The 24,886-nt window shown below is 45.2% G+C and carries 24 protein-coding genes; 15 read left to right on the top strand and 9 right to left on the bottom strand.

Annotation, left to right across the window (positions count from 1 at the left end; translation table 11 throughout):
- Positions 1 to 40 precede the first annotated feature (40 nt).
- Positions 41 to 457: an NUDIX hydrolase gene (locus KW93_RS01985; protein ID WP_033541273.1), complete on the top strand. Its 417-nt coding sequence runs from the start codon at positions 41 to 43 to the stop codon at positions 455 to 457.
- Positions 458 to 534: 77 nt separating this feature from the next.
- Here KW93_RS01985 and ptsP read toward each other — a convergent pair whose 3' ends face one another.
- Both ptsP and KW93_RS01975 read right to left on the bottom strand, forming a co-directional pair.
- Positions 535 to 2,262, bottom strand: a complete 1,728-nt coding sequence (gene ptsP / locus KW93_RS01980; protein WP_033541272.1) for a phosphoenolpyruvate--protein phosphotransferase — start codon at positions 2,260 to 2,262, stop codon at positions 535 to 537.
- Positions 2,259 to 2,528 carry a phosphocarrier protein HPr gene (locus KW93_RS01975; RefSeq protein WP_033541271.1) on the bottom strand — a complete coding sequence of 90 codons (270 nt, stop codon included), beginning with the start codon at positions 2,526 to 2,528 and terminating at the stop codon, positions 2,259 to 2,261. Before KW93_RS01975 ends, ptsP begins: the two co-directional genes overlap by 4 nt.
- A 168-nt stretch (positions 2,529 to 2,696) precedes the next feature.
- Between KW93_RS01975 and KW93_RS01970 the strand changes: the two genes are divergently transcribed.
- From KW93_RS01970 to KW93_RS01925, 10 genes are all read left to right on the top strand, one after another.
- Positions 2,697 to 3,449: a DeoR/GlpR family DNA-binding transcription regulator gene (locus KW93_RS01970; protein ID WP_033541270.1), complete on the top strand. Its 753-nt coding sequence runs from the start codon at positions 2,697 to 2,699 to the stop codon at positions 3,447 to 3,449.
- Positions 3,446 to 4,372, top strand: a complete 927-nt coding sequence (pfkB, locus tag KW93_RS01965; RefSeq protein ID WP_033541269.1) for a 1-phosphofructokinase — start codon at positions 3,446 to 3,448, stop codon at positions 4,370 to 4,372. Before KW93_RS01970 ends, pfkB begins: the two co-directional genes overlap by 4 nt.
- 3 nt (positions 4,373 to 4,375) lie before the next feature.
- Positions 4,376 to 6,310, top strand: coding sequence for a PTS fructose transporter subunit IIABC (locus KW93_RS01960; RefSeq protein WP_033541268.1), 1,935 nt, complete (start codon positions 4,376 to 4,378; stop codon positions 6,308 to 6,310).
- Positions 6,311 to 6,425: 115 nt separating this feature from the next.
- Positions 6,426 to 7,178 carry an AAA family ATPase gene (locus KW93_RS01955; protein WP_033541267.1) on the top strand — a complete coding sequence of 251 codons (753 nt, stop codon included), beginning with the start codon at positions 6,426 to 6,428 and terminating at the stop codon, positions 7,176 to 7,178.
- Positions 7,179 to 7,282: 104 nt separating this feature from the next.
- The gene (locus KW93_RS01950; protein WP_033541266.1) at positions 7,283 to 8,002 is read left to right on the top strand and encodes a 3-ketoacyl-ACP reductase; all 720 of its coding nucleotides are present in this window, start codon (positions 7,283 to 7,285) and stop codon (positions 8,000 to 8,002) included.
- Positions 8,003 to 8,157: 155 nt separating this feature from the next.
- The gene (locus KW93_RS01945; RefSeq protein ID WP_235318343.1) at positions 8,158 to 8,616 is read left to right on the top strand and encodes an SRPBCC family protein; all 459 of its coding nucleotides are present in this window, start codon (positions 8,158 to 8,160) and stop codon (positions 8,614 to 8,616) included.
- A gap of 72 nt (positions 8,617 to 8,688) precedes the next feature.
- Entirely contained in the window at positions 8,689 to 9,141 is a 453-nt protein-coding gene (locus tag KW93_RS01940; RefSeq protein ID WP_033541264.1) for an SRPBCC family protein, read from the top strand.
- A 596-nt stretch (positions 9,142 to 9,737) separates the two neighbouring features.
- Positions 9,738 to 10,220 carry an NUDIX hydrolase gene (locus tag KW93_RS01935; RefSeq protein WP_033541263.1) on the top strand — a complete coding sequence of 161 codons (483 nt, stop codon included), beginning with the start codon at positions 9,738 to 9,740 and terminating at the stop codon, positions 10,218 to 10,220.
- Between the two features lie 136 nt (positions 10,221 to 10,356).
- Positions 10,357 to 12,363 (top strand): ABC1 kinase family protein, encoded by a 2,007-nt coding sequence (locus tag KW93_RS01930; RefSeq protein ID WP_033541294.1) that lies wholly within the window; start codon positions 10,357 to 10,359, stop codon positions 12,361 to 12,363.
- Positions 12,364 to 12,414: 51 nt separating this feature from the next.
- Positions 12,415 to 13,023: a 3'-5' exonuclease gene (locus tag KW93_RS01925; RefSeq protein ID WP_052131425.1), complete on the top strand. Its 609-nt coding sequence runs from the start codon at positions 12,415 to 12,417 to the stop codon at positions 13,021 to 13,023.
- A gap of 438 nt (positions 13,024 to 13,461) precedes the next feature.
- On the opposite strand, the gene KW93_RS01920 is transcribed toward KW93_RS01925, so the two are convergent.
- From KW93_RS01920 to KW93_RS01900, 5 genes are all read right to left on the bottom strand, one after another.
- Positions 13,462 to 13,857, bottom strand: coding sequence for a VOC family protein (locus KW93_RS01920; RefSeq protein WP_033541262.1), 396 nt, complete (start codon positions 13,855 to 13,857; stop codon positions 13,462 to 13,464).
- Positions 13,858 to 13,907: 50 nt separating this feature from the next.
- Positions 13,908 to 14,621: a hypothetical protein gene (locus KW93_RS01915; RefSeq protein ID WP_052131424.1), complete on the bottom strand. Its 714-nt coding sequence runs from the start codon at positions 14,619 to 14,621 to the stop codon at positions 13,908 to 13,910.
- 37 nt (positions 14,622 to 14,658) lie between these two features.
- Complete coding sequence (locus KW93_RS01910; protein ID WP_033541261.1) at positions 14,659 to 16,263, bottom strand: pyruvate oxidase; 1,605 nt, start codon at positions 16,261 to 16,263, stop codon at positions 14,659 to 14,661.
- A 144-nt stretch (positions 16,264 to 16,407) separates the two neighbouring features.
- Positions 16,408 to 17,388, bottom strand: a complete 981-nt coding sequence (locus KW93_RS01905; RefSeq protein WP_033541260.1) for a carbohydrate kinase family protein — start codon at positions 17,386 to 17,388, stop codon at positions 16,408 to 16,410.
- Positions 17,389 to 17,419: 31 nt separating this feature from the next.
- The gene (locus KW93_RS01900; RefSeq protein WP_033541259.1) at positions 17,420 to 18,889 is read right to left on the bottom strand and encodes a glycoside hydrolase family 32 protein; all 1,470 of its coding nucleotides are present in this window, start codon (positions 18,887 to 18,889) and stop codon (positions 17,420 to 17,422) included.
- Between the two features lie 416 nt (positions 18,890 to 19,305).
- Between KW93_RS01900 and KW93_RS17065 the strand changes: the two genes are divergently transcribed.
- From KW93_RS17065 to KW93_RS01890, 3 genes are all read left to right on the top strand, one after another.
- The gene (locus KW93_RS17065) at positions 19,306 to 19,515 is read left to right on the top strand and encodes a hypothetical protein (protein ID WP_081986906.1); all 210 of its coding nucleotides are present in this window, start codon (positions 19,306 to 19,308) and stop codon (positions 19,513 to 19,515) included.
- Between the two features lie 339 nt (positions 19,516 to 19,854).
- On the top strand, positions 19,855 to 20,553 hold the full coding sequence (locus KW93_RS01895; RefSeq protein ID WP_033541258.1) for a Na-translocating system protein MpsC family protein: 699 nt from the start codon (positions 19,855 to 19,857) through the stop codon (positions 20,551 to 20,553).
- A 66-nt stretch (positions 20,554 to 20,619) separates the two neighbouring features.
- A complete protein-coding gene (locus KW93_RS01890) occupies positions 20,620 to 21,315 on the top strand; it encodes a Na-translocating system protein MpsC family protein (RefSeq protein WP_033541257.1) in 696 nt (231 codons plus the stop codon).
- Positions 21,316 to 21,430: 115 nt separating this feature from the next.
- On the opposite strand, the gene KW93_RS01885 is transcribed toward KW93_RS01890, so the two are convergent.
- Together KW93_RS01885 and KW93_RS01880 are read right to left on the bottom strand one after the other, a co-directional pair.
- On the bottom strand, positions 21,431 to 22,186 hold the full coding sequence (locus tag KW93_RS01885) for an amidohydrolase family protein (protein WP_052131423.1): 756 nt from the start codon (positions 22,184 to 22,186) through the stop codon (positions 21,431 to 21,433).
- Positions 22,187 to 22,513: 327 nt separating this feature from the next.
- Entirely contained in the window at positions 22,514 to 23,314 is an 801-nt protein-coding gene (locus KW93_RS01880) for a nucleotidyltransferase domain-containing protein (protein ID WP_033541256.1), read from the bottom strand.
- A gap of 303 nt (positions 23,315 to 23,617) precedes the next feature.
- Between KW93_RS01880 and KW93_RS01875 the strand changes: the two genes are divergently transcribed.
- Positions 23,618 to 24,727, top strand: a complete 1,110-nt coding sequence (locus KW93_RS01875) for an NAD(P)-dependent alcohol dehydrogenase (RefSeq protein ID WP_033541255.1) — start codon at positions 23,618 to 23,620, stop codon at positions 24,725 to 24,727.
- Positions 24,728 to 24,886: the final 159 nt, after the last annotated feature.

Genomic DNA, 24,886 nt, shown 5'->3' with positions numbered 1-24,886 from the left:
GCGTTATTACAGTGAAGATTATAAGGGAGGTGTTTCGGACATGAGGCAGCGGGCAGCAATTATTCTTATTGAGAATGGCCGTTTGGCGCTGATCAAACGGGTTCAGGAAGGAAATACTTATTATGTGTTTCCCGGAGGCGGCGTCGAAACAGGAGAATCTTTGTCTGAGGCAGCAAAACGGGAAGCACTGGAAGAATTGGGACTGATTGTCGAAATTGGAGATTGCCTTTTTGAAACGACTGGCATCGGCCGCGAATTTTATTTCCAGGCACATAAAACGGGCGGCCATTTTGGACAAGGCACAGGTGCCGAGTTTTCAGGTGCCGGAAGCGGTCGCGGCAGCTATGAGGCGGTTTGGGTCCCATTGGAGCAGGTGCAATCCATTACTCTGTATCCTGAAAAGCTTGCCTCCCGAATATTACAGGAGCACGAAAGGCAAGAACTAAGTGGTGAATAAACCCCCTCACTGGAGAAGATACTTTTCCGGTGAGGGGGTTATTTACATATATTTATTCTTCAATTATGAGGCTGTCTTCATTGACTTTTCTCTGTAATAAGCTGGCCCATATATTGCTTCACATCTTCAGCAGTTGCAAGCGACAGAATGGAGTCAATGTGTGATTCCATTTCCGATTTGGACAAATTGCTTATGAGCGAGCGGGTTTTCAATATGGACGTAGCACTCATCGAGAACTCGTCTAGGCCCATGGCAAGCAGGATGGGAACGGCCAGTTCTTCACCGGCCATCTCTCCGCACATTCCAGCCCATTTACCTTCTTTATGGGCAGCGTCAATCACCATTTTCACCATTCTCAGAATAGCCGGATTGAATGGCTGATAAAGGTGGGCGACATTTTCGTTCATGCGGTCGGCTGCCATTGTGTACTGGATCAGGTCATTGGTTCCGATCGAGAAAAAATCGACTTCTTTGGCAAACACATCGGCCATAACAGCAGTGGATGGAATTTCAACCATGATGCCAACTTCAATGTTTTCATTGAACGAAATGCCTTCTGTCCGCAATTTTTCCTGTTCTTCAAGAAACAATTGCTTGGCCTGCCTGAATTCTTCCAGAGTGGCAATCATCGGGAACATGATTTTCAGATTGCCATGGACGCTTGCCCGGATCAATGCGCGCAATTGCGTCCGGAAGAGGTCCGGCATATCCAGTGATAATCTGATTGCACGGAGTCCGAGAAACGGATTCATCTCTTTCGGCAAATCCATATAAGACAATTCCTTGTCGCCGCCGATGTCCATTGTCCGGACGACTGTAGGTTTGCTGCCCATCCGATTCAACACTTCGGAATATATCTCGAATTGCTGTTCTTCAGTCGGGAAACTGTCCCGTCCCATATATAAAAACTCGGTACGGAAAAGCCCAATTGCTTCTGCACCATTTTCGAGGGCGGATGTCACGTCTTTCGGAGAACCGATATTAGCCCCAAGTTCAACCTCGAAACCATCTGCCGATCTGGACGGCGCATCTTTCAGAGATGCCAGCTCAATCTTTTCAGCAGCAAATTGCTTTTGGCGCTGCTCGTATTCTTTGAGTTGTTCTGTTGTCGGATCGGCAATGATTTTTCCTTCTATGCCGTCAATGATCAGCAACGCTCCGTCATTCAGTGTCTTCATCAATTTTTTAACTCCCACGACCGCTGGGATTTCGAGCGTCCGGGCGAGAATGGCCGAATGTGAAGTCCTTCCGCCAATCTCGGTCACAAAGCCCTGGATAAATTCCGGATTGAATTGGACGGTATCGGAAGGGGTGAGGTCTTCTGCCAATAAGATCACCTTTTCGGAAATCAGTCCAGGGTCCGGAATTTTAACACCCAATAGATGTGCAAGTACACGGTTTCTTACATCTTTGATATCCGCGGCACGCTCCTGCATATACTCATTGTCCATCGAAGCAAAAATTTCCATGAACATATCAGAAACTTCCTGTAGGGCATATTCTGCATTAACGCTTTCAATTTTAATTTTTTCTGTTATGGGCCCAATCAATTCGGGGTCACTTAAGACCATTAAGTGCGCGCCGAAAATAGCCGCTTCTTTCGGGCCGACCCGTTTTTCAGCCTGTTCCTTGATGAGTTCCAGTTCAGTTTCAGAAACAGCCAAAGCGGATTGCAACCGCGCGATTTCCATTTCTGGATCTTCGATTGTTTTTTTATCGAACTCGAGCGAAGGGCTTTCCAATCGGTATGTCTTAGCTATGGCGATTCCGTCAGAAGCTGCAATACCATAAAGTTCGGCTGTCATTGGTTGGAAATCCCTTCTGCTTTCATTGCTTCTTCAATCTTCTCCATCGCTTCAGCTTCATCTTCGCCGTCCGCAGAGATGGTGACAACTGAACCTGAAGAGATTCCCAGTGACATGACCCCCAAAATCGATTTTAAATTGACTTTCTTGCCATTGAATTCCAGCTGGATATCCGATTTGAATTTGCTGATTGAGCCAACCAATGCAGACGCAGGGCGTGCATGCATTCCGGCTTCATCTGTTATTGTGAATTGTTTTTCAATCATTATAATTCCTCCTTAGTTAATGGGCTCACTTGATTCTCTTATAGACTTGGACTAATGGAAATAAACTCTTGTGAGCGTTTATGATTGCTTATGAATGATTATGATTGATTTTGGAAGCGATTTCAAGTAATATCATTTTAAATCATATAAAAAAAAGCAGGTGAACGTATGTTAACCCATGAACGCCATGAATATATTTTAAAGTATCTGGATGAAAAAAAGACCATTAAAATCCAGGATATCGTTGACTCCACCGGTGCTTCGGAATCGACCATCCGCAGGGACCTCACTGAACTTGAGAACATGCAGAAACTGGAACGGGTTTTTGGAGGAGCTGTGTTGCCCGGACGCAATCTCCAGGAGTCGAGTGTAGCGGACAAGGCGGCCAGGAATCTGCAGGAAAAAAAACGGCTGGCAAAATTTGCAGCGTCGTTTATCCAAAAAGGTGACAGTGTTTTCCTGGATGCGGGGACCACGACATACCAAATGATTCCGTATCTTAAAGACAAAGAGGTGGTAGTTGTGACCAATGGGCTGACGCTTGTCGAATCCCTCAACGAACACGGCATCACCACTTATCTGACTGGAGGCTTGATGAAACCGTTGACCGGCGCTTTTGTGGGTGCCCAAACCATCCAGTCTCTGGGAAATTACCGTTTTGATATTTGTTTTCTTGGAGCCAATGGTTTTCATGCGGAATATGGCTATACGACACCTGATCCCGAAGAAGCGGCAGTGAAAAAGCGGGCCAGCACATTAGCGCGCAAAACCTATATTCTCGCCGACCACTCCAAGGCAAATAAAGTCAGCTTCGCTAAAATCATGGATCTCGACCAGGGCATTCTATTAACAGATCAAATAGCCGGAAATATCCTGGAGGTTATCGAAAAAAAGACAAACGTAAAGGTGGTGAGCTCATGATCTATACGTGCACGATTGCACCGTCAATTGACTATACCGTGTATTTACCCGAATTCGCTGCCGGAAAACTGAACCGGGCGGACAGCGTCTTTTATTACCCTGGCGGTAAAGGCATCAACGTTTCCCGCGTATTGAAACGATTGGGTTCCGACAGTAAAGCTCTCGGTTTCGCCGGTGGGTTTACTGGCCAGTGGATTGAACAGTTCTTAAAAGATGAAGGGATTGCTTCTGATTTCATCCCGACTGATGAAACCACCCGCATCAATGTCAAAATCAAGTCAAAGGAAGAAACGGAATTGAACGGGCCGGGACCGGAACCTGATGCCGATCAGCTTGGCCTGTTAACAGCGAAAGTGAAAGCGATGGAGAAGGGGGACTGGTTTGTACTTGCGGGCAGTTTGCCGGAAACGATGCCTGACACAATTTTTTCAGAACTTTCCTCTATTTGCGAGGCACAGGGAATCCGCCTTGTTCTGGACACTTCCGGGCCGGCTTTGAAAAAATTAGTGGAATCAAGGCCTTTTCTCATCAAACCGAATCTGGAAGAGCTCGGTGAATTGTTCGGTAAAGAGTTAACCGGCAGAGAGCAGGCTTATGAATGTGCACTTGAACTTGTCAAAAAAGGAGTGGGGCACGTCATCGTCTCCATGGGTTCAGAAGGTGCGCTTTTGGTTACAGAACATAACGCCTATTCTGCTAAGGCTCCAATAGGCAAGGTGGTTAATACAGTCGGTTCCGGCGATTCGCTCGTTGCCGGTTTTATCGCAAGCTTTTCCCAATATCAGGATGTTCAAAAAGCATTTCGATGTGGCGTCGCCTGCGGCAGTGCCACCGCTTTCAGGTCGGATTTATGTGAAAAAGCCGGAGTCGAAGCATTACTGGAACAAGTGGAGATTTCCCAATTCGATGGACAGGATGTGTAAAAAATGAGAATTACAGACTTATTGACAAAAGATACGATTGCCATGGACCTTCGTGCAGCCACCAAAACAGCTGTTATCGATGAACTGATAAACCAGCTGGATGGAGCGGGTACACTGAATGACAGAGAAGTGTTCAAACAAAATATATTGACGAGGGAAGGACAGAGCACGACGGGTATTGGAGAAGGGATCGCCATCCCGCATGCAAAATCAGCAGCCGTCAAATTTCCCGCCATCGCATTCGGCCGGTCGCTTGAAGGAATTGATTTTGATTCGATGGACGGTCAGCCGGCGAATCTGTTTTTCATGATTGCAGCCAGTGAAGGTGCGAATGACGCTCATTTGGAAGCATTGTCACGACTGGCAACATTTCTGATGGATGAAAAATTCCGGGAAAGAATTCTTGCTGCCGCTACGAAAGAAGAAGTGTTGAAAGCTGTATCGGATAAAGAAACCGAAGTGGACGGACCGGAAGAAGATCCGACATCACAAGGAGATCCGGCACCACAGGGAGAAACGGCAGGAACCGGCAAGAAAGTGCTTGCAGTCACCGCTTGTCCAACAGGAATTGCCCATACGTACATGGCTGCTGAAAAGCTTAATGAACGTGCAAAAGAACTTGGAATTGCACTGAAAGTGGAAACGAATGGCTCCAGCGGCGTGAAAAATCGGCTGACCGATGCCGATATCGCAGAAGCGGACGCCATCATTGTGGCCGCGGACACGAAAGTGGATATGGCCCGTTTTGACGGCAAGCCGGTCATCCAGACAGCCGTCGGCAAAGCGATTTATGAGACGGATAATCTGCTGAACCGCGCCGTTACCAATGACGCACCGGTCTATAAACATGACAAGTCGAAAGACGAAGCAAGTGATTCAGATTCAAAAGGCGGATTCTACAAGCATTTAATGAACGGTGTCTCGAACATGCTGCCGTTTGTTGTCGGCGGCGGGATTCTGATTGCCATTTCGTTTTTCTGGGGAATAAATGCCAACGATCCCACGCACCCCGATTATAACGAATTTGCCGCAATGCTGAATACAATTGGAGGTGGCAACGCATTCTTCCTGATGGTTCCAGTACTTGCCGGTTTTATTGCCATGAGTATTGCTGACCGCCCCGGATTTGCGCCGGGTATGATTGGCGGTTTAATCGCCATTACGGTTTCCGGTGTTGATGAAGTGAGCGGCGGTTCGGGCTTCCTCGGCGGTTTGATCGCCGGTTTCCTGGCCGGTTACGTGACGCTCTTAGTGAAAAAAGCATTTTCGGGTCTGCCGAATGCACTTGAAGGCTTGAAGCCTGTCCTGTTCTACCCGGTGTTCAGCATTGCCATTACCGGTATCATCATGATGCTCGTCAATCCGCAGCTGACAAGTGTTTATACGGGCATTTCATCGTTTCTGGAAAGTCTCGGAGGCACGAATCTGATCCTCGTCGGCCTGCTTCTTGGCGGAATGATGGCCGTCGATATGGGCGGTCCGGTCAATAAAGCGGCTTATACGTTCGGCATTGCCATGCTGGATGCAGAAAACTTCAATTTCATGGCCACTGTCATGGCTGCCGGCATGGTGCCGCCGCTTGGTATGGCCATCGCGACAACTCTGTTCAAGAAGAAATTCACCAAACCGGAACGTGAAGCTGGCAAAACGGCCTACGTTCTCGGTGCGTGCTTTATAACGGAAGGCGTCATCCCGTTCGCAGCCGCTGATCCAGCCCGTGTCATTCCAGCATCTGTTGCAGGTGCCGCAACGACCGGAGCGCTGGTCATGCTGTTCGATATCGGCCTTCGCGCCCCGCACGGCGGTATTTTCGTCATGGGATTCGTTGAAGGAAGCGCCATGAATATTCTGCTTTATGCTGTGGCCATCATTGCCGGAGCAGTTGTCACAGCAGTGGCGGCAGGTCTTCTGAAGAAGAACATCGCTGCAGCTGCATAATGAAGTAATGTGAGTCCTCAGAAATTGAGGGCTCTTTTTTTAATCATTAAGACTGATGCCATATGATAAAATAAGGGGAATAAGTGCAAAAAATTCAAAGTCTGCAGGTGAAAATATGTCCCTGAAAAAAATAAGCCTGATCAATCGAAATGGAATCGACACGAATAGGTACCCTTTCACGATTCCTTCCATTCAAAGTTTTGAAGAATTGGAATTAAGTGCTGACATTACATTTTTTGTCGGTGAAAACGGTTCAGGAAAATCAACGTTGCTCGAGGCAATTGCTGAAAAATGTGATTTCAATCCAGCGGGAGGAGGCCGCAATAATTATTACGAAGTCCATGCCTCCAATTCAGTTTTGGGTGATTTCATCCGTCTGTCCTGGATGCCCAAAATCACCAATGGCTTTTTCATGAGAGCGGAAACTTTTTATCATTTTGCTACGCACATCGATGAATTGTATCAGGACGGAGCTGATGCCTACCGCAGTTACGGTGGCCGCTCACTTCACGAACAATCACACGGGGAATCGTTTTTCTCTCTTTTTCAGAATCGTTTTCACGAGCGGGAACGGGCCATCTACCTGCTGGATGAGCCGGAAGCTGCACTTTCACCCCAGCGTCAATTGGCTTTCCTGCGCATTCTGCATGATTTAACTGTCAGAGGCAATTGCCAGTTTATTATAGCCACCCATTCACCTATCCTGCTGGGATATCCGGGGGCAACTATTCTGAGTTTTGATGAAGGTAAAATAGAAGAAGTCAGCTACGAGCAGACAGACCATTACCAGATTACCAAGTATTTTCTGGATCACCGGGATAAATTCCTGAAAGATATCCTGGCAGATGAAACAGATATAGAGGAATGAGCTGGAGTCATCTTTCATTCGAATAGACGTGTAGAATTTCCGGAAGAGGGAAACTCTGTAATGGATGATAAATTCGAAAGAGTTCAGAAAGGAATGAAAGATTAATGGCACAATCACTGAAGGGCAAGACAGCATTTATCACCGGAGCGGGAAAAGGGATTGGCCGGGCAACCGCATTGGCGCTTACTGAAGAAGGTGTCAATATCGGTTTGATGGCGCGGACGGAAAGGGATTTGCAGGCGGTGGCGGATGAACTGATGGCTCGCGGCGTTCAGGCAGCCTATGCAGCAGTCGATGTTTCTTCTATGGAACAGGTCGAAGCGGCAGTTGCGAAATTGACAGAAGAACTGGGGGAAGCAGACATCCTCATCAATAATGCCGGGGTGGGCGCATTCGGACCGTTTCTTGAAATCGATCCTGAACAATGGAAGCGGGTAATCGATGTCAATCTGCTGGGCATGTACTATATGACACGCGCTGTCCTGCCGCAATTGATCGGGAAAAACGGCGGCGATATCATCAATATATCATCGATGTCCGGTGTTAAAGGCACAGCGGGTTCAAGTGCCTACAGCGCCTCCAAATTCGGCGTCCTTGGTCTTACCGAATCCTTGTCCCAGGAAGTCCGCAAGCATAATATCCGCGTTTTTGCGCTAACGCCGAGCCGGGTCATCACTGAATTTTCCGGCGGCACTCCACCTGAAAAGAGCGAAGAAAAATTCATGCAGGCAGAAGATATTGCTGAATATATAGTGGCCCAGTTAAAGCTCCATCCGCGGATTTTCATTCCGCAGTCGAGCCAGTGGGCAACCAATCCCTTCTAAAATCGCTCCGGACAGTAAAGTCGTCTTTCCGGACAGTATTTTCAGAATGCGGACAGTATTTCATTGATTCCGGATAGTATTTGGTCCTTTCCGGACGGTATATCCATTCAACTGGAAATAAAACATCCATTAAACAGCTGGGAGGCATTCATTTGGTGAAATGGAAAGAGGAAATGATGATCAAGCAACCGATTGATAAGGTATGGGAGCTGTTTTTGGATGAAAACGCCAAAATTCTCTACCCGAAACTGGAAGATCATGTGCTGGTCGAAAATCAGAACAACGAAATCGGGGCTAAACACGCCCAAAGTTATAAGGAAGGCAAACAGCTTCAGACGTATGTCGTGGAAACTGTTGGACTCGAAGATACGCCAACGAAAAAATTGCGCCATACCCGTTTTCAAATGAACGGACTGTTTGAAATCAATTACAAGTTCACACTGGATAAAAAAAGCGAGAACGAGACTCTTTTTACATATGAAGGGTCGCAGAAGGGGCTGACATTGACTGGAAAGATGATGCTTTTGGCCGGCAGCAAAAAAAGAAGGCAGGAGACCGTCCGTGATTTCATGCAGCGGGTGGAAATGAAAGCTGAAAAAACAACAAGTGAATGATGATTACTATGGAGGATTGATTGCCGGTTTTTCTATATTGTCCACCCAAAGGTCGGAAAGAGGAGATTGAAAATGATTGAATGGGAAGAAGAACGCGTCATCCAACAAAATATTGAAAAGGTCTGGTCGCTGTTTGCGGATGCAAATATCCGTAAAATCATGCCGCAGGTCAAAAAACATGAGCTGATTGAAAAGACGGAGCAGGAGACAGGTGCAAAGCATATGCAGACATTTCGAGAAGGCAAGCGGACCGAGAGCTATGTCGTCGAAACACTGGCCTATGAAGATCAGCCGGAGAAGAAGCATAAGCAAATCTTTTTTACCATAGCCAAGGCTTTTGAAGTCGATTTATGTTTTACACTAATTAAACTGAGCGATAATGAGACGAAGTTCATCTATTCCGGCTGCAACCAGGGGCGTAATTTTATCGGCAAGGCAATGATGAAAATGGCCAGCAATAAAAGCAATTTGAAAACGGTGGAGGATTTCCTGGACAGAGTGGAGCAGGAAGCGCTCAAAGTTTAGCATTCAGCAGGAGCGGGTTATGTTCCTGTTATTTTTTGCTCACTTCTGGAAAGGGTCCAGTTAGAGGAAAGAAAATCGGTATAATTAATTGAAGATAAAAGACAAAATTTATAACACTAGTTATAGGGTTGGTCACAGCTAATATATGTAGTAAATTACATAAGGATTACTTATAATTTTTAAAAAAGCATACAAGAAGTCAAAAGAACCAGCAGGAGTTCACTACTTAACGGTAACAAAGACAAGGCCCCAAATCGATAGTGAATATAGCGGAACTTATACCAAGTTTCCGAGACTTTTAACAAATCATTGGAAAAAACACAGGAAAGGGAAGCCAGCATGATACTAAAGCGGGAATGGAGGAAAGCGAGGGGAAAGGCGTATTAAATCTGAAGCAACAGCAGGTTTATCGAGGTCTGTAAAAAAGATCAAGAATGAAAACATTCATTGAATTGTACTACTGAAATGAGTATCATTTAATCTTGATAGCGGTTGAAATTGAAAATGTTCATTTAACTTATGTAGGTAACTACAAAAGGATTTATTAAAATTAACAAATTCGTAACAAGAAATCCAAAGACCCAGGAGGGAGATAAATGACAGCAGACTATCCGAAACACATTGTGGCCGTATCCGCATATATAACGAATCAAGACGGGGAAGCGCTGCTTGTCAAAGCCCACTGGCGCAAAGATACTTGGGAGCCGCCGGGCGGGCAAGTGGAACAGGGGGAAGCTCTCGATGTGGCCGTGCGCCGTGAAGTGCTGGAGGAGACCGGTATTGCCATAAATGTCCTTGGTATTACCGGTGTCTATTATAATGCAAGCAGTGAAATATTATCTGTCGTTTTCAGGGCCGAATGCAGCAACTGTGAAATCATTATGCAGCCGGAAGAAATTTATGATGCAAGATTTATTAAACTGACTGAAAAAAACATAGGCGAATACATAACCCGTCCACATATGGTCTCCCGTACAATCGATGCGATGCAGGCTGAAAGTTTTGTGCCCTATGAGACGTGGGAAGTCCGTCCCTATAATCTGCTGGGGCGGATGGAAAAGAAAAAGTATACTTTATAGTGGATAGACCGGCTTCCATAATGAGATCTTAACTTCCTCTCGAGGAGGTTTTTTTCATTTTCCTGCAGCTATTTTGCTATACTTATTGAAACTGTATTATCGTGCTTTTCTGATTATGGTGGAAGGAGTTGCCGGAATGTGGTATTTGAAATTCATAATTGAATTATTGGTGATCGCTGTACTGATATATATGATCAGCGGCCGTCTGATGGGACCGAAAGTGGATTTCCGCAAACGGGTGCTTTCAGTTTCGCTGGGAGTCGTCTCTACAACGTTCATCTACTGGTACTCCTATTTGCGATTTACGAATTATTTGGACCTGGATGCAATACAGGTTGTCCAGGATGAGACCGCTATCCTATGGATCGGCAGCATGCTGCTGATTTCGATGCTTCTGTATTTATTCTTTGAACTATTCGATCCTGTGGAACTGGGGGAACTTGGAGACCCCAAGACCGGCGGCGAATTCTTTTTGTTCCGCTGGCGAAACCGGCTGCGTGAACAAAAACGGCTCAGCCGGATTCTGGAAATTTCTGTCCGCAACGGTTTTTCACAGGCGCTGGATTTTGCCCGTCGCCGGGGAGAAAATGACAGGGAACTTGCACGGGCATTCCGTGTTACATTGGAAGAGAGTGGAGGCATCTTCATAAAGTTCGGACAGATGCTTTCCACGCACAGTGAATTATTTCCTCCAGCTTTCATCAAGGAACTCGGTTCATTGCAGCAGAATGTCAAACCGCTGACAAGTCAGCAGGTGGAAAAACTGTTGAATGAAAAACTGGCTTACCGGATTGAAGATGTATTTTCGGAAGTGGATAAAGAACCGCTGGCTGCCGGGTCAATTGGCCAGGTACACCGTGCACTCCTGAAAAACGGCGATGAAGTGGTCGTTAAACTGCTGCGGCCGGATATCCGGAGCATCATGCGGGATGATTTGAACCTGCTTCTGGAATTTACGCAATGGCTGTCGAATAAATCCGCCTGGATCAACAGCATCGGCATCCAGGACCTCGCTGTCGGATTTGCGGACAGCATGAGGGAAGAAGTAAATTTCAATATTGAAATCCGCAATACCATCCAGCTGGGCAATATCATGGAGAAAAGCGACCACCGCCTGAAAGTACCGAAAGTTTACACGGAATACAGCAATGACCGATTGATCGTCCTGGAATATTTGGAAGGCAAAAGCATTGCTGAAGGCCAGGATCTGTTTACTTTCTTTGATGTCGACCGCAGTGAATTCGCCAGGACCGTCCTGTTTTCCTATCTTGAACAGATCTTTTTCAATGGCATTTTCCACGCAGACCCTCATCCGGGCAATATCTTCATTGACCGGATGGATGGCAGTCCAGTCCTTATGGATTTCGGTGCAGTTGGCAGGCTGTCGGAAGATCAGCGGAACGCGCTTTATCAATTTGTGCTCGGCATCCAGCAAAATGACACGGATCTCATGAGTGACGCTGTGCTGCAGCTTGTCCACGACAATGAGTCGCTTGACCGGAATCAATTCGAATACGCTCTTGGGCAGACCGTGATGCGCATTTCTCATATCGATAAGATACCGACAAGGGAATTGATCCATTCCATGTTTGATATCGTCCGTGATTTCGGCCTGAAATTCTATGCGCCGGTCGGTACGGCTTTACGCGCCTTAATCGTGCTCGACAGCACACTTCGTACGGTGGATCCGAATTTCGACATGTTCAGGGAAGCAAAAACGTTTGCCAAAAAGTATAAAGCTTCGTATTTATTCAAGCCATTTACACAGCCATCAGCAACCAAAGCGAAAATCGAAGAAGAACTGGCCGTGTGGCTGCCGGAACTGATGAAAGTCCCGAAACGGCTTGACCGGCTCATACAGCGTGTCGAATCGGGCAAAGTCATTCTCCATCATGATGTATTTTCCGATAAGCACAATTCAATGTTCGTCACACAATTATTTTCCCGTTTCGTCCTTTTGATGTCCGGTATTACGTTTGGCGTGATTTCTGCGGCTTTATTGGCCATCGCGCAGTTTATCGATACGGCTTATGCGGTATATTTAAATATAGCGTCCTACGCCGGTTTATTCCTGAGTGTCGTATTATTGGTAAGACTGTCCATCCAGGCGATTAGGGATATGAAACGGACCAGCGGACTGTAGAACGCTGAAGGCTCGTGCAGGGACACTGCAGGAGCGATAAGGAGTGAAAGTATGGAACGACCAAGCCCAAGAGAAATTCTGGAACAGAAAATGCGCGAAACCCGTCCCAAATGGACTCGCAATGCGCCGGCAAAACCGCGCAAATATAAATCAAGCCTGAAACGCGTCGAAGATTATGTCGTCCTGGATTTCGAGACGACCGGACTGCGTGCCGGAAGCGATAAAATCATCCAGATCGGCGCCGTTAAATATATGAACCACATGCACGTCGATACGATGTATGTGACAATCAATCCGGAATGTCCGATATCCAGTACGATTACACGCATTACCGGCATCACGAATAAGGACGTGCAGGGTGCCCCTGTAATAGAAGAAGTGGCGCATGAACTGATCGCTTTTATCGGCGGACTGCCGATCATCGCGCACAACGCGCCGTTTGACATGGGATTCCTGTATGCGCTGGAGGATATAACGCCGATACCGGAGTATACGGTTATCGATACAGTGAAACTGGCGCGCAGAGTGATTCATGAGACACCGAATCATAAACTGACGACGCTGACAGCATTTCTGGAGCTCGAACACAATGCGCACGATGCGCTCGGCGATTGTCTGGCGACCGCTGCGATCTATCAGTTTTGCATTGGTCGGATGTAATGGTCGAATGTAAATCGCAGCAAATCAAACATGGAAGCCGTTGTATGCAGCGGTTTTCATATTTTTTCTGTTGAAGAGGAATGTGTGATAACGTACGATAGAATGAATAATGGGAAGAGGGGCAAATCTTTGAATATAAGTAAAAAAATAATTAAGTAGACATAATATAAATTATAGGAAGTTGCGTTTCATTTTATAAGTATACTTTTGATATTGAGACGAAAGCGATTTTTTCATTGAATTTGGCTCATTTACGCTTTTTCGTATAAATCACTCTTTGCACAGTTTTACGGAGTTTTATGCAGATACGTCTTGTCGCTGATATTATTTCAGATCGCTGAATTTCAAAAATGATTTCATCTCAAAACAAAAACGAAATCGCTTAACGGCTGTCAGCAATCTCGTTTCGGCATTTTTTTCATTTAATCAATCATTTAATCATTCATTCATAACCAGCAAATTCCAACGATGTCCATCCAAATCGCAAAATCCCGCTCCGTACATGCCATTTTGCTCACCGGGATCAGCGAATACCGTACCGCCGGCTTGCTGGATCCTGAAGATTAAACTGTCAACTTCTTCACGGGTTCCTGCTGACAATGAAAACAAAACTTCGGTTCCGAGCGACGTTTTCGCCACTTCATTACGTGTAATCCCTTTAAACATTTTTTCCTGAAACAGCATGATTCTCACATTATGGTCTTCAACAACGAATCCTGCCATGTTTTCGTTGTCGTGCGACCCTTCATGCAGTAAAAAACCGGATTGAGTGTAAAATTCCTTTGCTGCTTCCAAATCACTCACCGGCAAATTGATCCAAATCTCTTTCGGCATGCGTTTTCACCTCATTTTGGCCAAAAATAAGCCATATTGAATTCTTAATATTACTCTCCCAGAATTTTATCCTTCACTTTCTTCACAGCCTGTACCGCAGCTTTATTGCCAATCGTCGTTTTATCTGTATCGTATTGTTTCGTCTCCGGCAGTTCGAACTGGATACGTTCCGCATAAGGAGCCGGCCGGTTCATGGCATAGGCCGCCATTTCACTGGCAGTAAATTTCCGTGCCTGTTTTACTGTCTTCTTGCCTGTGACGATTTCGTGCATCATATTCAATGCCAGGATATTCGCAGCTTCCAGGTCACAGCGGGCCGCCACTTCCCCTTTTGTCCGTTCAACAATGATGCTGCCGTCAAAAGCGGCAATGTCACTCACTTTATCAGGCGGCACATGGTAATCGATCACCGATTCGAGCATGTCTGAATGCGGTTCGGGAAAATCATGAGGAATTTCATCACGGTAGACAACCGTCCGTTTCCAGGGTCCGTTATAAAACCAGAACAAGCGGCTTGCCGTCGCTTCGTTCGGCGGACCGTAAAAACCGATTGTCTGTTCTGCCGCCATGCGGGACGTCTCCGGCCATAAGCGAATGATCGCTTCAACCTGCTCCATATCCACCCGCGTCACAGAGCCTTTGTCTCCTCCGTGATCTGTATTGTGCAATTCTTTATTGCTGGCGGCTGCAGTTGCTGCGATTCTTGCCCGTTTTTCCGGTTTCAGCTGGCTGGCGGCCGTAGTTAGAGCTTCTATGTTTCTCATCTAATCATTCCTTCCTGCTTGTTCGATTCGGATTCATTTACATCGTCTCAAAATCGATGTCTTCCACATAAGCATCAATCACTGCCGGTTTTCCGCTGTTCTTCGCCTGCATTAACGCCTCTTTCAATTCACTTCTTGTCTTAGCTGTAAAACCCGCTCCGCCGCAAGCTTCTGCAAACGCCGCATAATCGATATTGGCCAAATCGATATTTGTCGCTTTATTTCCCATCTCCTCTTGTTCGGTTTCGATCAGCTGAATTTTTTGGTTATTGAATATAACAATGATCATCGGCAAATCGTATTTGACTGCTGTTACAAAATCCTGCATGCCCATCGAAAATCCGCCATCTCCGGTCAGTGCGACCACTTGTTTATCCGGATACGCCAGTTTTCCTGCTATTGCGCCAGGCAATCCGCAGCCCATTGTCGCAATCCATGCGGAAACGACCATTTTCTGGTCCGTCAAATGCAAGTAACGAGCAGCCCAAAGCGTCACACTGCCGACATCCAATGAAACGACGGCCTCCGGTTCCAAAATGGCCTGAACTTCGGCTATCACTTGCTGCGGCTGCAGATGTTCCGTTTCTTTATCCATATCCGCCTGCAGTTTGTCATACCAATCTTTCCGTTTCTCCTGGTATTTCGTCAGGAAACCATCATCTTTCGGTTCGATGTGTTCAATCAGCCAGGACATCACTGGCTCCAGTTCACTGGCAATGCCCAAAGTCACCGGATAATATTTGCCGATGGCTGCAGAATCAATATCGATCTGAATCGCAGACGCATCGTCCGGGAGATAGTCGCGGTAAGGATATGCCGTCCCTGCCAGTATGAGCAGATCCGCTTCCTTCATCACCTGCTTCGCCGGTTCTGTCCCCAATTGCCCAAGGTGACCCAGGTTATTCGGGTGCTCATCCGGAATCAGCCCTTTTGACGGAAATGACGCAATGACCGGCGCTTTTATCTGTTCCGCAAACATCAGCACTTCAGCTGCTGCACCGTCAGACCCTTTTCCTGCTAAAATCACCGGTTTTTCGGCAGCGTTTATCAGTTTGGCGGCCGTTGCTAAATCCTCATCGGCCGGCAGCATATGTGGCCTCGCATAGACCGCAGAAGAAAGTTCTTTTTCCCGCTTGATTTTTTCGGCAAACAAATCGTCCGACACAATGAGGACAGCCGGCCCTTTTTTTGCATAAGCCGTCTTTATCGCCTGATTCAGCATGTCCGGCAGCTGTTCGGCTTTTTGAACACGGCGATTATATACCGCAACTTCCTCGAACATCGACTCCAGTTTCATCTCCTGAAAAGCATCCGTCCCGACAAGTTCAGTGCTGACCTGTCCCACAAGCGCGAGTACCGGCACTTTGTCTTTTTTCGCGTCATACAGGCCATTTTGCAGGTGAACCGCTCCTGGCCCCGCAATCGACAGGCAGACACCAATCTGCCCGGTCAATTTTGCATATGCTGCCGCAGCCAGTGCACCTGTCTCTTCATGGCGAATCTGGATAAAACGGATGGCTTCTTCCTTCCGCAATTCCTCCATGAACTCATTGATGGAATCCCCGGGCATGCCGTATATATGACTCACCTGCCACTGTTTCAGTAAATCGATGACATATGCGCCTGCCTTCTTTTCAAACATCCAATCACTCCTCCAGGTATTTGTGAACATCGGGTCGCCCCGCCTTCTATTCTTTTCCATACCCGCTCTGACGAAAAGCAATGCTAATCCAATAAAAAAGAAGAAACCCATTGCCGGGTTTCTTCTTTCATCAATAAATCTTTTTCACTGGAGACTGTTTGAACTGAGGAACTTTAACAGCTGTTCTTTGGAAGGAATGGAAGACATAGCTCCTTTTCCGGCAGCAGTCAGTGCACCGCTGGCATTGGCAAACGCCAGCAGTTCTTCAGCATGCCCATTTAAAATTTCTTCTACATTATCGGGATTTGCATTCCTGTCCAGCAATTGATACAAAAAAGCGCCCATGAATGCATCTCCTGCACCTGTTGTATCTTCCACTTTCACGCGATATCCCGCAGAGGAATATTTACTGTTCTGTACGAACAGATCGGCCCCATTTGCCCCTTTCGTACACACAACTGCTTTTACATCACCCGTAAACAACGACGCAATGGCTTTTTGTTCATCCGCTGTCTCTGCAATAAACTCAAGTTCATCATCGGATATTTTGACTATATGCGCCATCGGAAGAAATTCAAGGATGGTGTTTCGGCATTCCTGCGGATTTTCCCATAGAGGCAGCCGTACATTCGGATCAAAACTGATGATCCCGCCGTGAACACGAGCTGATTGAATCGCCTTCCTATGAGCTTGTTTCATGGGGCTTTCCACCAAATCCACAGAACCGAAATGCAGGATATCCCCTTGACTGAACCACTCGGCAACAATGTCTGAAGCTGCAAGCAGCAGATCTGCAGAAGGATTGCGGTAGAACGATAAATCACGTTCTCCGTCCTCTCGCAAAGATACAAATGCCAGTCCGGTGTTTGCTTCTTTTGTTCTAAAAATCTTATCTGTCCCAACACCGGACTCTGTCAGCCGTTCCAAAAGAAAATCACCAAAGGCATCAACTCCTAATTTGGTGATCAACGAAGCATTTCCTCCCAATCTTGCAACGGTTACGGCAACATTTGCCGGAGCACCGCCTGGAACCCGCTCAAAAGAGACAACTTCTTTTAATGCCATTCCCTTTTGCTGGGGAATAAAATCGATCAAGATTTCGCCAATTGACAGCAGACTTCCCATTCGGCACGACTCCCTCTTCCCTGTCATTCTGTTAATAGTCCCATTTTATCGCTTTGAAGGCCATAGTACCGCCATGTGCAAAAAAGCGAATTTCTCTGCTTCTTAAAGCCGGAAAAATCCGGGAGGTGAATACTTCTTCTCCGTCGTTCACAAAAACTTCCACGGATGAAGAATCGACAAACAGGTGGAACTTGATTTTTTCTCCGGAGATTCGGCATTTTCTCACGGTTCCGTACTCTTTTCCTACTTCTTTGCCCGACAGCGTGCGGTCCAGTATGACTTTTCTTTGAGAAGCATCATATTTGATCACCGTTTTTTCGTCTTCCCCCGCACGGAACTCGATTCCATATTCAGCGGCCTCTCCCTGATCAAACTCACATACGAGTTCATAGGTCACCCCGGAAAATCCTTCATACTGTTTCGTTTCATTGGACAGTGTATCTGCTGTTTTGACTCTTTCTTTACGAAGCCGATGGAGTTCTTCGACAGGTTTTTGTATCAGTTTACCATCTCGAGCCGATAATTCTCTTGGCACCGTCAAGCAGTGTGCCCATCCATTGATATCGGTCGGATACTCGACTTCAGGCAAGCCCATCCAGCCGACCAGAATCCGTCTGCCCGCAGGATCCGCCATTGTATGAGGAGCATAGAAATCAAATCCTCTGTCAAGCTCGACAAAACTGCCATGATTCAATACTTTTTGCTGCAAGTCCAGTTTATCACCCAGCACATATCCGGCCTGGTAAATATTCTGATGGAAATCTCCGTCCGATTCCAGTCCCTGCGGAGAGAATATCAGGACTCCATGATTTTCCAGTTCAAAATAATCCGGACATTCCCACATAAAGCCGAAGAGATTTAAAGCAGTAGCGATTTCACCTTCAAATTTCCACTCAAGCAAGTCTGGTGAACTGAGCAAACAGACGCCTCCTGTTTTATCCGTTCTTTGCACACCGATTACAGCATAAAATTTTTTCCCATCTTTCCATACTTTCGGATCGCGGAAATGCTCTGTGTATCCTTCAGGTACTTTATCCAACACAGATTTCTCCAATTTGGTGATGGTTCCATCAAAATCCATTACAGCTATACATTGATGGGGATGCCTTTCGAAATTTCCATCCCGGGTATTGCCAGTATAAAGCAGATATAGTTTTTCGTTATGCTCAATGGCACTGCCCGAGTATGCGCCGTGGCTGTCAAAATAATCGTGTGGTTTAATGGCAATCCCCACATTTTCCCAGTGCACAAGATCTTTTGACTTGGTGTGGTACCAATATTTCAATCCATGAAATGGCCCCAGCGGATGCCATTGATAAAACAAATGATATTCCCCGTTGTAAAAACAGAAGCCGTTTGGGTCATTGAGCAGACCTGAAACCGGTTGAATATGAAAAGTCTGCCGCCAGAAACAATTATTGACCCTTGAAACTAGCGCATCTATTTCTTGCTGGCTTACTTGTTCTATCCGTATATATTTCTTTCTTTTTTGAGCTTCCATTCTCTATTTCGCCCCTTTTGTGGAAGTGGAATACCTTGAAAGTTACAAGACAATTGCTGCGGTTTCCGGGCAGACGGCTTTACTCATTTGAAGGGCAGTACATTAGTTCCTATCTCTATTTTAATCCAAGTATAATCCTGTTAGCTTGTAAAATGAACTGAAATAATGTGACAATTTCAAAAACTTTCGGGCTTTCAAATAATCTGTTTAAGAGGTCCGGAGTGTGTTCAATTTATCAGAAATTTATTTTTATCTTTACTTTTTGTCAAAATGGAGTTAAAGTTTATTTAAAGCAACAGAATTATCAAAATAGATTACATGGTTGAGTATCCCAGACTATAGCGCTGAAGATAACGCCGAAAAGGATTTCTATTCTTTTCGGCGTTTTTTTTATAACCCAAAAGGAGTGAGGGAATATGAAGTTCTTTATCGATCACCTGAGAAAAAGCATTCACTTCCAAAGGTTCGCCGGAGATTCCTGCGGCTTTATTTCAACGCCTGTCGCTTACCGGGAATTCACGAATTGTCCGGTCTATGTCAAACGGCTGATCACCGAGCAGGATTATTCCAAGTGCACTCATTGTGTCACCGCTCCAACGAGACTCACGAAAAAATCGTACAGTTAGCCGTCTCTGTGCACCCTTTATTTCTGGAAACAACGGGTACCTGCCATAAGCTTCCTTTACAACATCCGGGAAATTCTGTATAGTATTCTATACAAGAGTAAGCAATGGCACAGGAATTCAGTGCCTACTCCGTTTTTCCCAGGTTTCCAATAAAAGAGCGAGGCAGAGTATTTCAGACGATAGAGCTGACAATAACGCCAAAAAAGGAATGCAGCATTCCTTTTTTGGCGTTTTTTTTGTTTGAAAATACTTTTAAAACTGTCATCTTTCTGAAGACTGCTGTTGAAAAGCGGAACTTGCTCTTCTTTCTATTCATTCACCGATTAAGGAGTGTTGCAGATGACGGGCGATCAAGCCATTCATTCTCAAATTTCTGCGTATGCAGCTGATTTTCTGAAAGAGCATTTCAACGAAGCACCAAGTGAGACGGTTGTTTTCTTTAAAGCCCCTTTCCTGCTTATCCACTTTAAAGGTTTTTTATTGGCACCCGAACGGCTATTGGTTGGCCAGGGCGAATCAACACGGGTGCTGGAAAGCCGGGATTTACTGCTGAATGCCTTAAAGGAAGACTTTCTTGAAGGTTTGCAGCCGGTTGTAAAAATGCAGCTGAACGATCTCTTTTTTGACTGGAACCTCGAGAAACAGACAGGTTTGCTGCTGGCTGTGGCTGAAAATGAAATTGCAGAAGACAACTTTCCCCCTCCGGGTGAAATTGATGCGGCACCGATTAAAGAGATCATCCAGATGAACAGCGCGCTTTCTCAAAAGAAACCGGAACGCACTGAGTTATTCTGGCTCGGTCCCAGCATACTGCTTGTTAAGAGAAAAGGAATTCTGGTGGATATCGAAAAGGAATTGCTCAAAAATGGGGCCGCGGAAGAATTGCGTTTAGCCAAAAGGCCGCTCGAATACAGGCTTACAAAATTGTTTAATCTGGACTCTTTCCTGCCTGTACCGGTTGAAGAAATCTTCGTTGATTGGAATTTCGGCAGAGACATGAGTTATATGGTGCTGTTACTGGAAAGACAGATGCCTTAAAAATGCTGACTTATGAGCGACTGCTCGCTCTAAAGCTGATTAACTTGTTGAAAGGAATTGCATTACATGCCTAAAGAGAGAAATATAGAAACAGAAATAGGCGGATTCATCTCGACTTTATTGCGAAAACATTTCGGAAAAGGGCCGACTTCTGTTTATGTAAGTGTAAATCCACCCTACATATCGATCCATTTCAGAGGATTCTCCACGACAATGGAAAAAATCCTGATGAAACAGGATGAATGGAAACGTGTTCTGGAAACACGTAATCTGCTGGTAAATGATTTGAAGCCGATCATTCAGGAGCATTTGAAGAATCTTGGCGGATGGACGATCGAAGAGTTTTACGTGGAATGGAACCTGGAACTGGAAACCGGCACATTTTTGACCGTCCTGGAGGACTCCATCATTTCTCAGGAGTTTTCATGGCCCTCTGACGATCAAAAGACCGCTTTTGAAACGGCTATGCAAACTATAGAGAGTACATTGAACCGAGATCCGGAACAGACAGAAAGTCATTGGCTGAATGAGCGGACGTTACTGATCAAATGGACCGGTGTATTGACAGGCATTGAACAAGCTTTGATAGCGGATGGCTACAGTGAAATCCTGAAGTATACGAAACGGTCCTATGAACGGTCCGTGCTGGAAAAGGCCGGGTTTGAAAATGTTTTCGAGCGGCGGATCCAGGAGCTTTTCATGGATTGGAATTTTGATCTGAACGTCGGTTATGTCATTTTCGTGCTGGAAGCGAAAAGATAAAGTGAGCGGCTTCCAGTAAACATTGACGATCATTGACTACATAAGTAAAGCCGGTTTGTCCTTTAGAGACGAGCCGGCTTTTATCTTTTGCAGCATACATCTGCTTATCCTGTTATTACTGAACTCTCATGATTTTCTCGAATTCTCCTATGAATTTTTCATATCGCTCGAAAGTATCCGCGGGATTCGGCACATGTGCTAAAATCTCGTCTTGCGTGTAGACTTCTCCGCCTTTGATGACCAGATCGATTGCTTGGGTATTTTTGATATCCGTCAACGGATTTTCGGACAAGACAATCAAATCAGCCAGCTTCCCTTTATCGATAACTCCACGGTCCGTCAGCCCAATAGATTCAGCCGCTTTTATGGTGGCCGCCTGCAACGCTTCCATTTCAGTAAAGCCGATCTCGACGAATAATTCCAACTCTCTGTGCAGGGCAGCACCAGGATAGGAGTGGATTCCTCCCGGTGTATCTGTTCCGGTTACAACCGTTCCGCCCATATCAAAGTAGATTTTGCTTACTTTCTTCGTGAATGCCAGGAGCAGACCCAGCTGCTTTCTCGCATCATCGATGTATCCGGCCGCAGCCTGCCAGTGTTCATTTAATTGGAAATCACTTGATACGCTTTTGGAAACCTTATTGTGCGGGTTCCAATTATCGGGGTGTTGCATGACTTGATCACTGAGCACCAGCGTCGGACACAGCTTCACTTTGTATGCGAGCATCTCTGTGCATAATTTTATGATTGCACTCTCATCCGGCTCTGTCCAGTTGATTTTCTCCCATTCTTCGGGGGCCGCCTGCGTATTCCATTTTGGATAGAGCACCTGCAAGAAACCAGAAGCATTCTCGAACCATGTGACCCCCATTTTGCTGCATCAAGCACATTGACCTCCACGTAATGTTCATTGACGGCCTATATAAAATCAAAACTGGCAACAAAGAGGATGGTATTGAACTGGCTGCTTCTGCACTCCGCACTCTCGAACAATTGGATGCGCCGAACATAGCTCTCGGGCTTAAAACTTATTTGGATTTTGTCTTGAAGTACACGGCTTAACTTAAAAAAATTAAACGACTTATTTAAGGGATATTTCCAATAAAAGAGAAGAAACTCAAAATCAAGTTTCTTCTCTTTGGAGTAATCTTATGTGCAAGCTGATTAATCATTTTTAAAGATTTCTGTCGTGTAATAGTCAATTCCCTAAATTTGAAACCTCAGTCTTGCTTAAGGGACGACTTTTGATCATTTCTCTTAAAAGTGCTTCAACAAGGGAGCGATCACTTACCTGCGACAGTATCCATTCACACTCTTTTTCTAGCAAATGGCGAATTTTTGAAAAGGCTATCGCATGATTCCTGGGAGTTATATGTTCAAAAATAGCTTCCACTTCCATTAAGACATGATTCGGCAACGATTGGTTCAGCGTTTTTAATCCTAACTGCGCTCTCCCTGGACAATGCTTATATAGCAGCACTCGTGCCAAATGTTCCATCACGTTGGTTAACATTCTAACAGCCCAAATGTCATTCCCTCTTTCTATCGCTTTTTTATACTGGAATAAAAACCAGGCAATATCCGTCGCACTGTCGCTGAATTCACTGTCACTGACCTCCAGACTCTGAGTTTCAATAAATTGCTCTAATAAATTGTCAGGATCATGCAAGACTTTGAAATAATCTTTTTCAGTAAAATTTTCTTCCGTAACGGTAAACAAATCGAGATGCAGTAAATTATCAAATACCGCTATTATTTGAGGAGCGATGATATAAATATCATCATAAAAAATAATATCCCGATAAGCTTTTATATGATCCAGTCTTTTTTCCAAAAAAAGCTCTTCATCATCTTTTCCCACTAAGCAATAAAGATCAATGTCCGAATACTCGTCGTGCTCCCCTCTCCCCATTGAGCCTTTTAAGAAAATAGCCTTCACTAGATTATCTCTTTTTAAGCTTAAACATATTTTTTCCAGTGCCAATTCTTGCTGTAACATATATACCTCCCCAAACGTTTCTGTTTTTAAGCATTACAACAATATACCATATTTATACTTTTATAATACAGCTATAAATATAAGAAAAATTATCTTAGGTGCTTAAGGGATGTAATTTGATGATTCAAAATTCTTTACTGACGTCAATTTTAATATAGCAAATTTAGCATCCAAGAGATTCTATTTAATTAAGCTTTAAATTTTGCTAACAAAAAATAGCTCAGGTAAAATGAAAGCGTGCAGATTTGTTGCGATAAGCGTGTACATCGCAATAAAAATAAATCTTAAGTGAGGTTTTTAACTATGAAAATTCAAGCAATGGTGACCACTCCCGAAAAAGACTTTAAGCAACAAACGTTGAACCTGGTTGAACCGAAGGCTGGAGAAGTGCTCGTTCGCCTTGTTGCTTCCGGGGTATGCCATACAGATGCGACAGTTCTGGATGAAACATTTCCAGTACCGCGTCCAGTAGTATTGGGTCATGAAGGGTCTGGTATTGTTGAAAGTGTAGGGGAGAACGTGACCTCAGTAGTGCCGGGTGATCATGTCGTAATGAGCTTCTCTTACTGTGGTACTTGCGACAATTGCCTGGAAGGTAACGCGGGCGGCTGCGAGAATATGATTCAATTGAACTTCGGGGGCAAAAACCATCACGGTGTGACGCCACTTTCTACAGAAGAAAATGAAGAAGTCTCTCAATTTTTCGGCCAGTCTTCCTTTGCTACTTACTCTACGGCCAATGAAAAGAATATTATTAAAGTAGATAAAGAAGTGGACTTGCGCTATCTGGGGCCATTGGGCTGCGGTATTATGACCGGCAGCGGAACTGTATTTAATTCCCTTAAACCGAATGCCGGCGACAGCTTTGTTGTATTTGGTACAGGCGCAGTAGGGCTAAGCGGTTTGCTCGCAGCAAAAATTGCTGGCTGCTATCCGATTATCGCAGTTGATATTCACGACAACCGTTTGGAACTTGCAAAAGAGCTCGGTGCTACGCATACCATCAATTCCAAAAACGAAGATCCAGCAGAAAAAATCAAAGAAATCACCGGTAAAGGTGCCCATTACTCGTTCGAAACAACAGGCGTTCCGGAAGTTACATTAGCTGCACTACGCTGCCTGCGTGTCAAAGGGACATGTGCAACAGTAGCTGTTGGAAAACGCGACCTGACCTTCAACGTATTCAACGATGTAGTGGCTAACGCATTGACCCTAAAGGGTGTAATCGAAGGGGATGCCGTACCACAATTGATCATCCCGAAACTTGTATCCTTCTTTAAAAACGGTCAATTCCCAGTTGATAAATTGGTGAAATTCTATGACCTTGAGAATGTGGATGAAGCATTTACGGACTCTAAAAATGGATCTGCCATCAAGCCGATTCTCGTTATTGACAAAGAATATAAAGCTTAATAAATGCCTGAAAAGGAGACAGGATTGTCTCCTTTTCTTTTTTATTTCCCGCTGTTATTCCACTGAAAGCAGAATGCAATAACTTCTTTGCACGTCATATAAATTTTTCTAAATATAAAAAATATTCAAAAGCAGCAACCGTCATTTAGAGGGCGGAAA

Source organism: Planococcus sp. CAU13 (assembly GCF_000775575.1).
Lineage (GTDB): Bacteria > Bacillota > Bacilli > Bacillales_A > Planococcaceae > Planococcus.
The sequence above is the reverse complement of the archived record's forward strand: the minus strand, read 5'-3'. Positions and strand labels throughout refer to the sequence as shown.

Coding starts and splice junctions, on each gene's coding strand:
- KW93_RS01950 (WP_033541266.1), top strand. CDS start 7,283: ATGGCACAATCACTGAAGGGCAAGACAGCATTTATCACCGGAGCGGGA.
- KW93_RS01910 (WP_033541261.1), bottom strand. CDS start 16,263: ATGTTTGAAAAGAAGGCAGGCGCATATGTCATCGATTTACTGAAACAG.
- KW93_RS01895 (WP_033541258.1), top strand. CDS start 19,855: ATGACGGGCGATCAAGCCATTCATTCTCAAATTTCTGCGTATGCAGCT.
- KW93_RS01960 (WP_033541268.1), top strand. CDS start 4,376: ATGAGAATTACAGACTTATTGACAAAAGATACGATTGCCATGGACCTT.
- KW93_RS01905 (WP_033541260.1), bottom strand. CDS start 17,388: ATGGGAAGTCTGCTGTCAATTGGCGAAATCTTGATCGATTTTATTCCC.
- KW93_RS01940 (WP_033541264.1), top strand. CDS start 8,689: ATGATTGAATGGGAAGAAGAACGCGTCATCCAACAAAATATTGAAAAG.
- KW93_RS01955 (WP_033541267.1), top strand. CDS start 6,426: ATGTCCCTGAAAAAAATAAGCCTGATCAATCGAAATGGAATCGACACG.
- KW93_RS01900 (WP_033541259.1), bottom strand. CDS start 18,889: ATGGAAGCTCAAAAAAGAAAGAAATATATACGGATAGAACAAGTAAGC.
- ptsP (WP_033541272.1), bottom strand. CDS start 2,262: ATGACAGCCGAACTTTATGGTATTGCAGCTTCTGACGGAATCGCCATA.
- KW93_RS01920 (WP_033541262.1), bottom strand. CDS start 13,857: ATGCCGAAAGAGATTTGGATCAATTTGCCGGTGAGTGATTTGGAAGCA.
- KW93_RS01885 (WP_052131423.1), bottom strand. CDS start 22,186: ATGGGGGTCACATGGTTCGAGAATGCTTCTGGTTTCTTGCAGGTGCTC.
- KW93_RS01975 (WP_033541271.1), bottom strand. CDS start 2,528: ATGATTGAAAAACAATTCACAATAACAGATGAAGCCGGAATGCATGCA.
- KW93_RS01875 (WP_033541255.1), top strand. CDS start 23,618: ATGAAAATTCAAGCAATGGTGACCACTCCCGAAAAAGACTTTAAGCAA.
- pfkB (WP_033541269.1), top strand. CDS start 3,446: ATGATCTATACGTGCACGATTGCACCGTCAATTGACTATACCGTGTAT.
- KW93_RS01935 (WP_033541263.1), top strand. CDS start 9,738: ATGACAGCAGACTATCCGAAACACATTGTGGCCGTATCCGCATATATA.
- KW93_RS01890 (WP_033541257.1), top strand. CDS start 20,620: ATGCCTAAAGAGAGAAATATAGAAACAGAAATAGGCGGATTCATCTCG.
- KW93_RS17065 (WP_081986906.1), top strand. CDS start 19,306: ATGAAGTTCTTTATCGATCACCTGAGAAAAAGCATTCACTTCCAAAGG.
- KW93_RS01985 (WP_033541273.1), top strand. CDS start 41: ATGAGGCAGCGGGCAGCAATTATTCTTATTGAGAATGGCCGTTTGGCG.
- KW93_RS01915 (WP_052131424.1), bottom strand. CDS start 14,621: ATGAGAAACATAGAAGCTCTAACTACGGCCGCCAGCCAGCTGAAACCG.
- KW93_RS01880 (WP_033541256.1), bottom strand. CDS start 23,314: ATGTTACAGCAAGAATTGGCACTGGAAAAAATATGTTTAAGCTTAAAA.
- KW93_RS01930 (WP_033541294.1), top strand. CDS start 10,357: ATGTGGTATTTGAAATTCATAATTGAATTATTGGTGATCGCTGTACTG.
- KW93_RS01925 (WP_052131425.1), top strand. CDS start 12,415: ATGGAACGACCAAGCCCAAGAGAAATTCTGGAACAGAAAATGCGCGAA.
- KW93_RS01970 (WP_033541270.1), top strand. CDS start 2,697: ATGTTAACCCATGAACGCCATGAATATATTTTAAAGTATCTGGATGAA.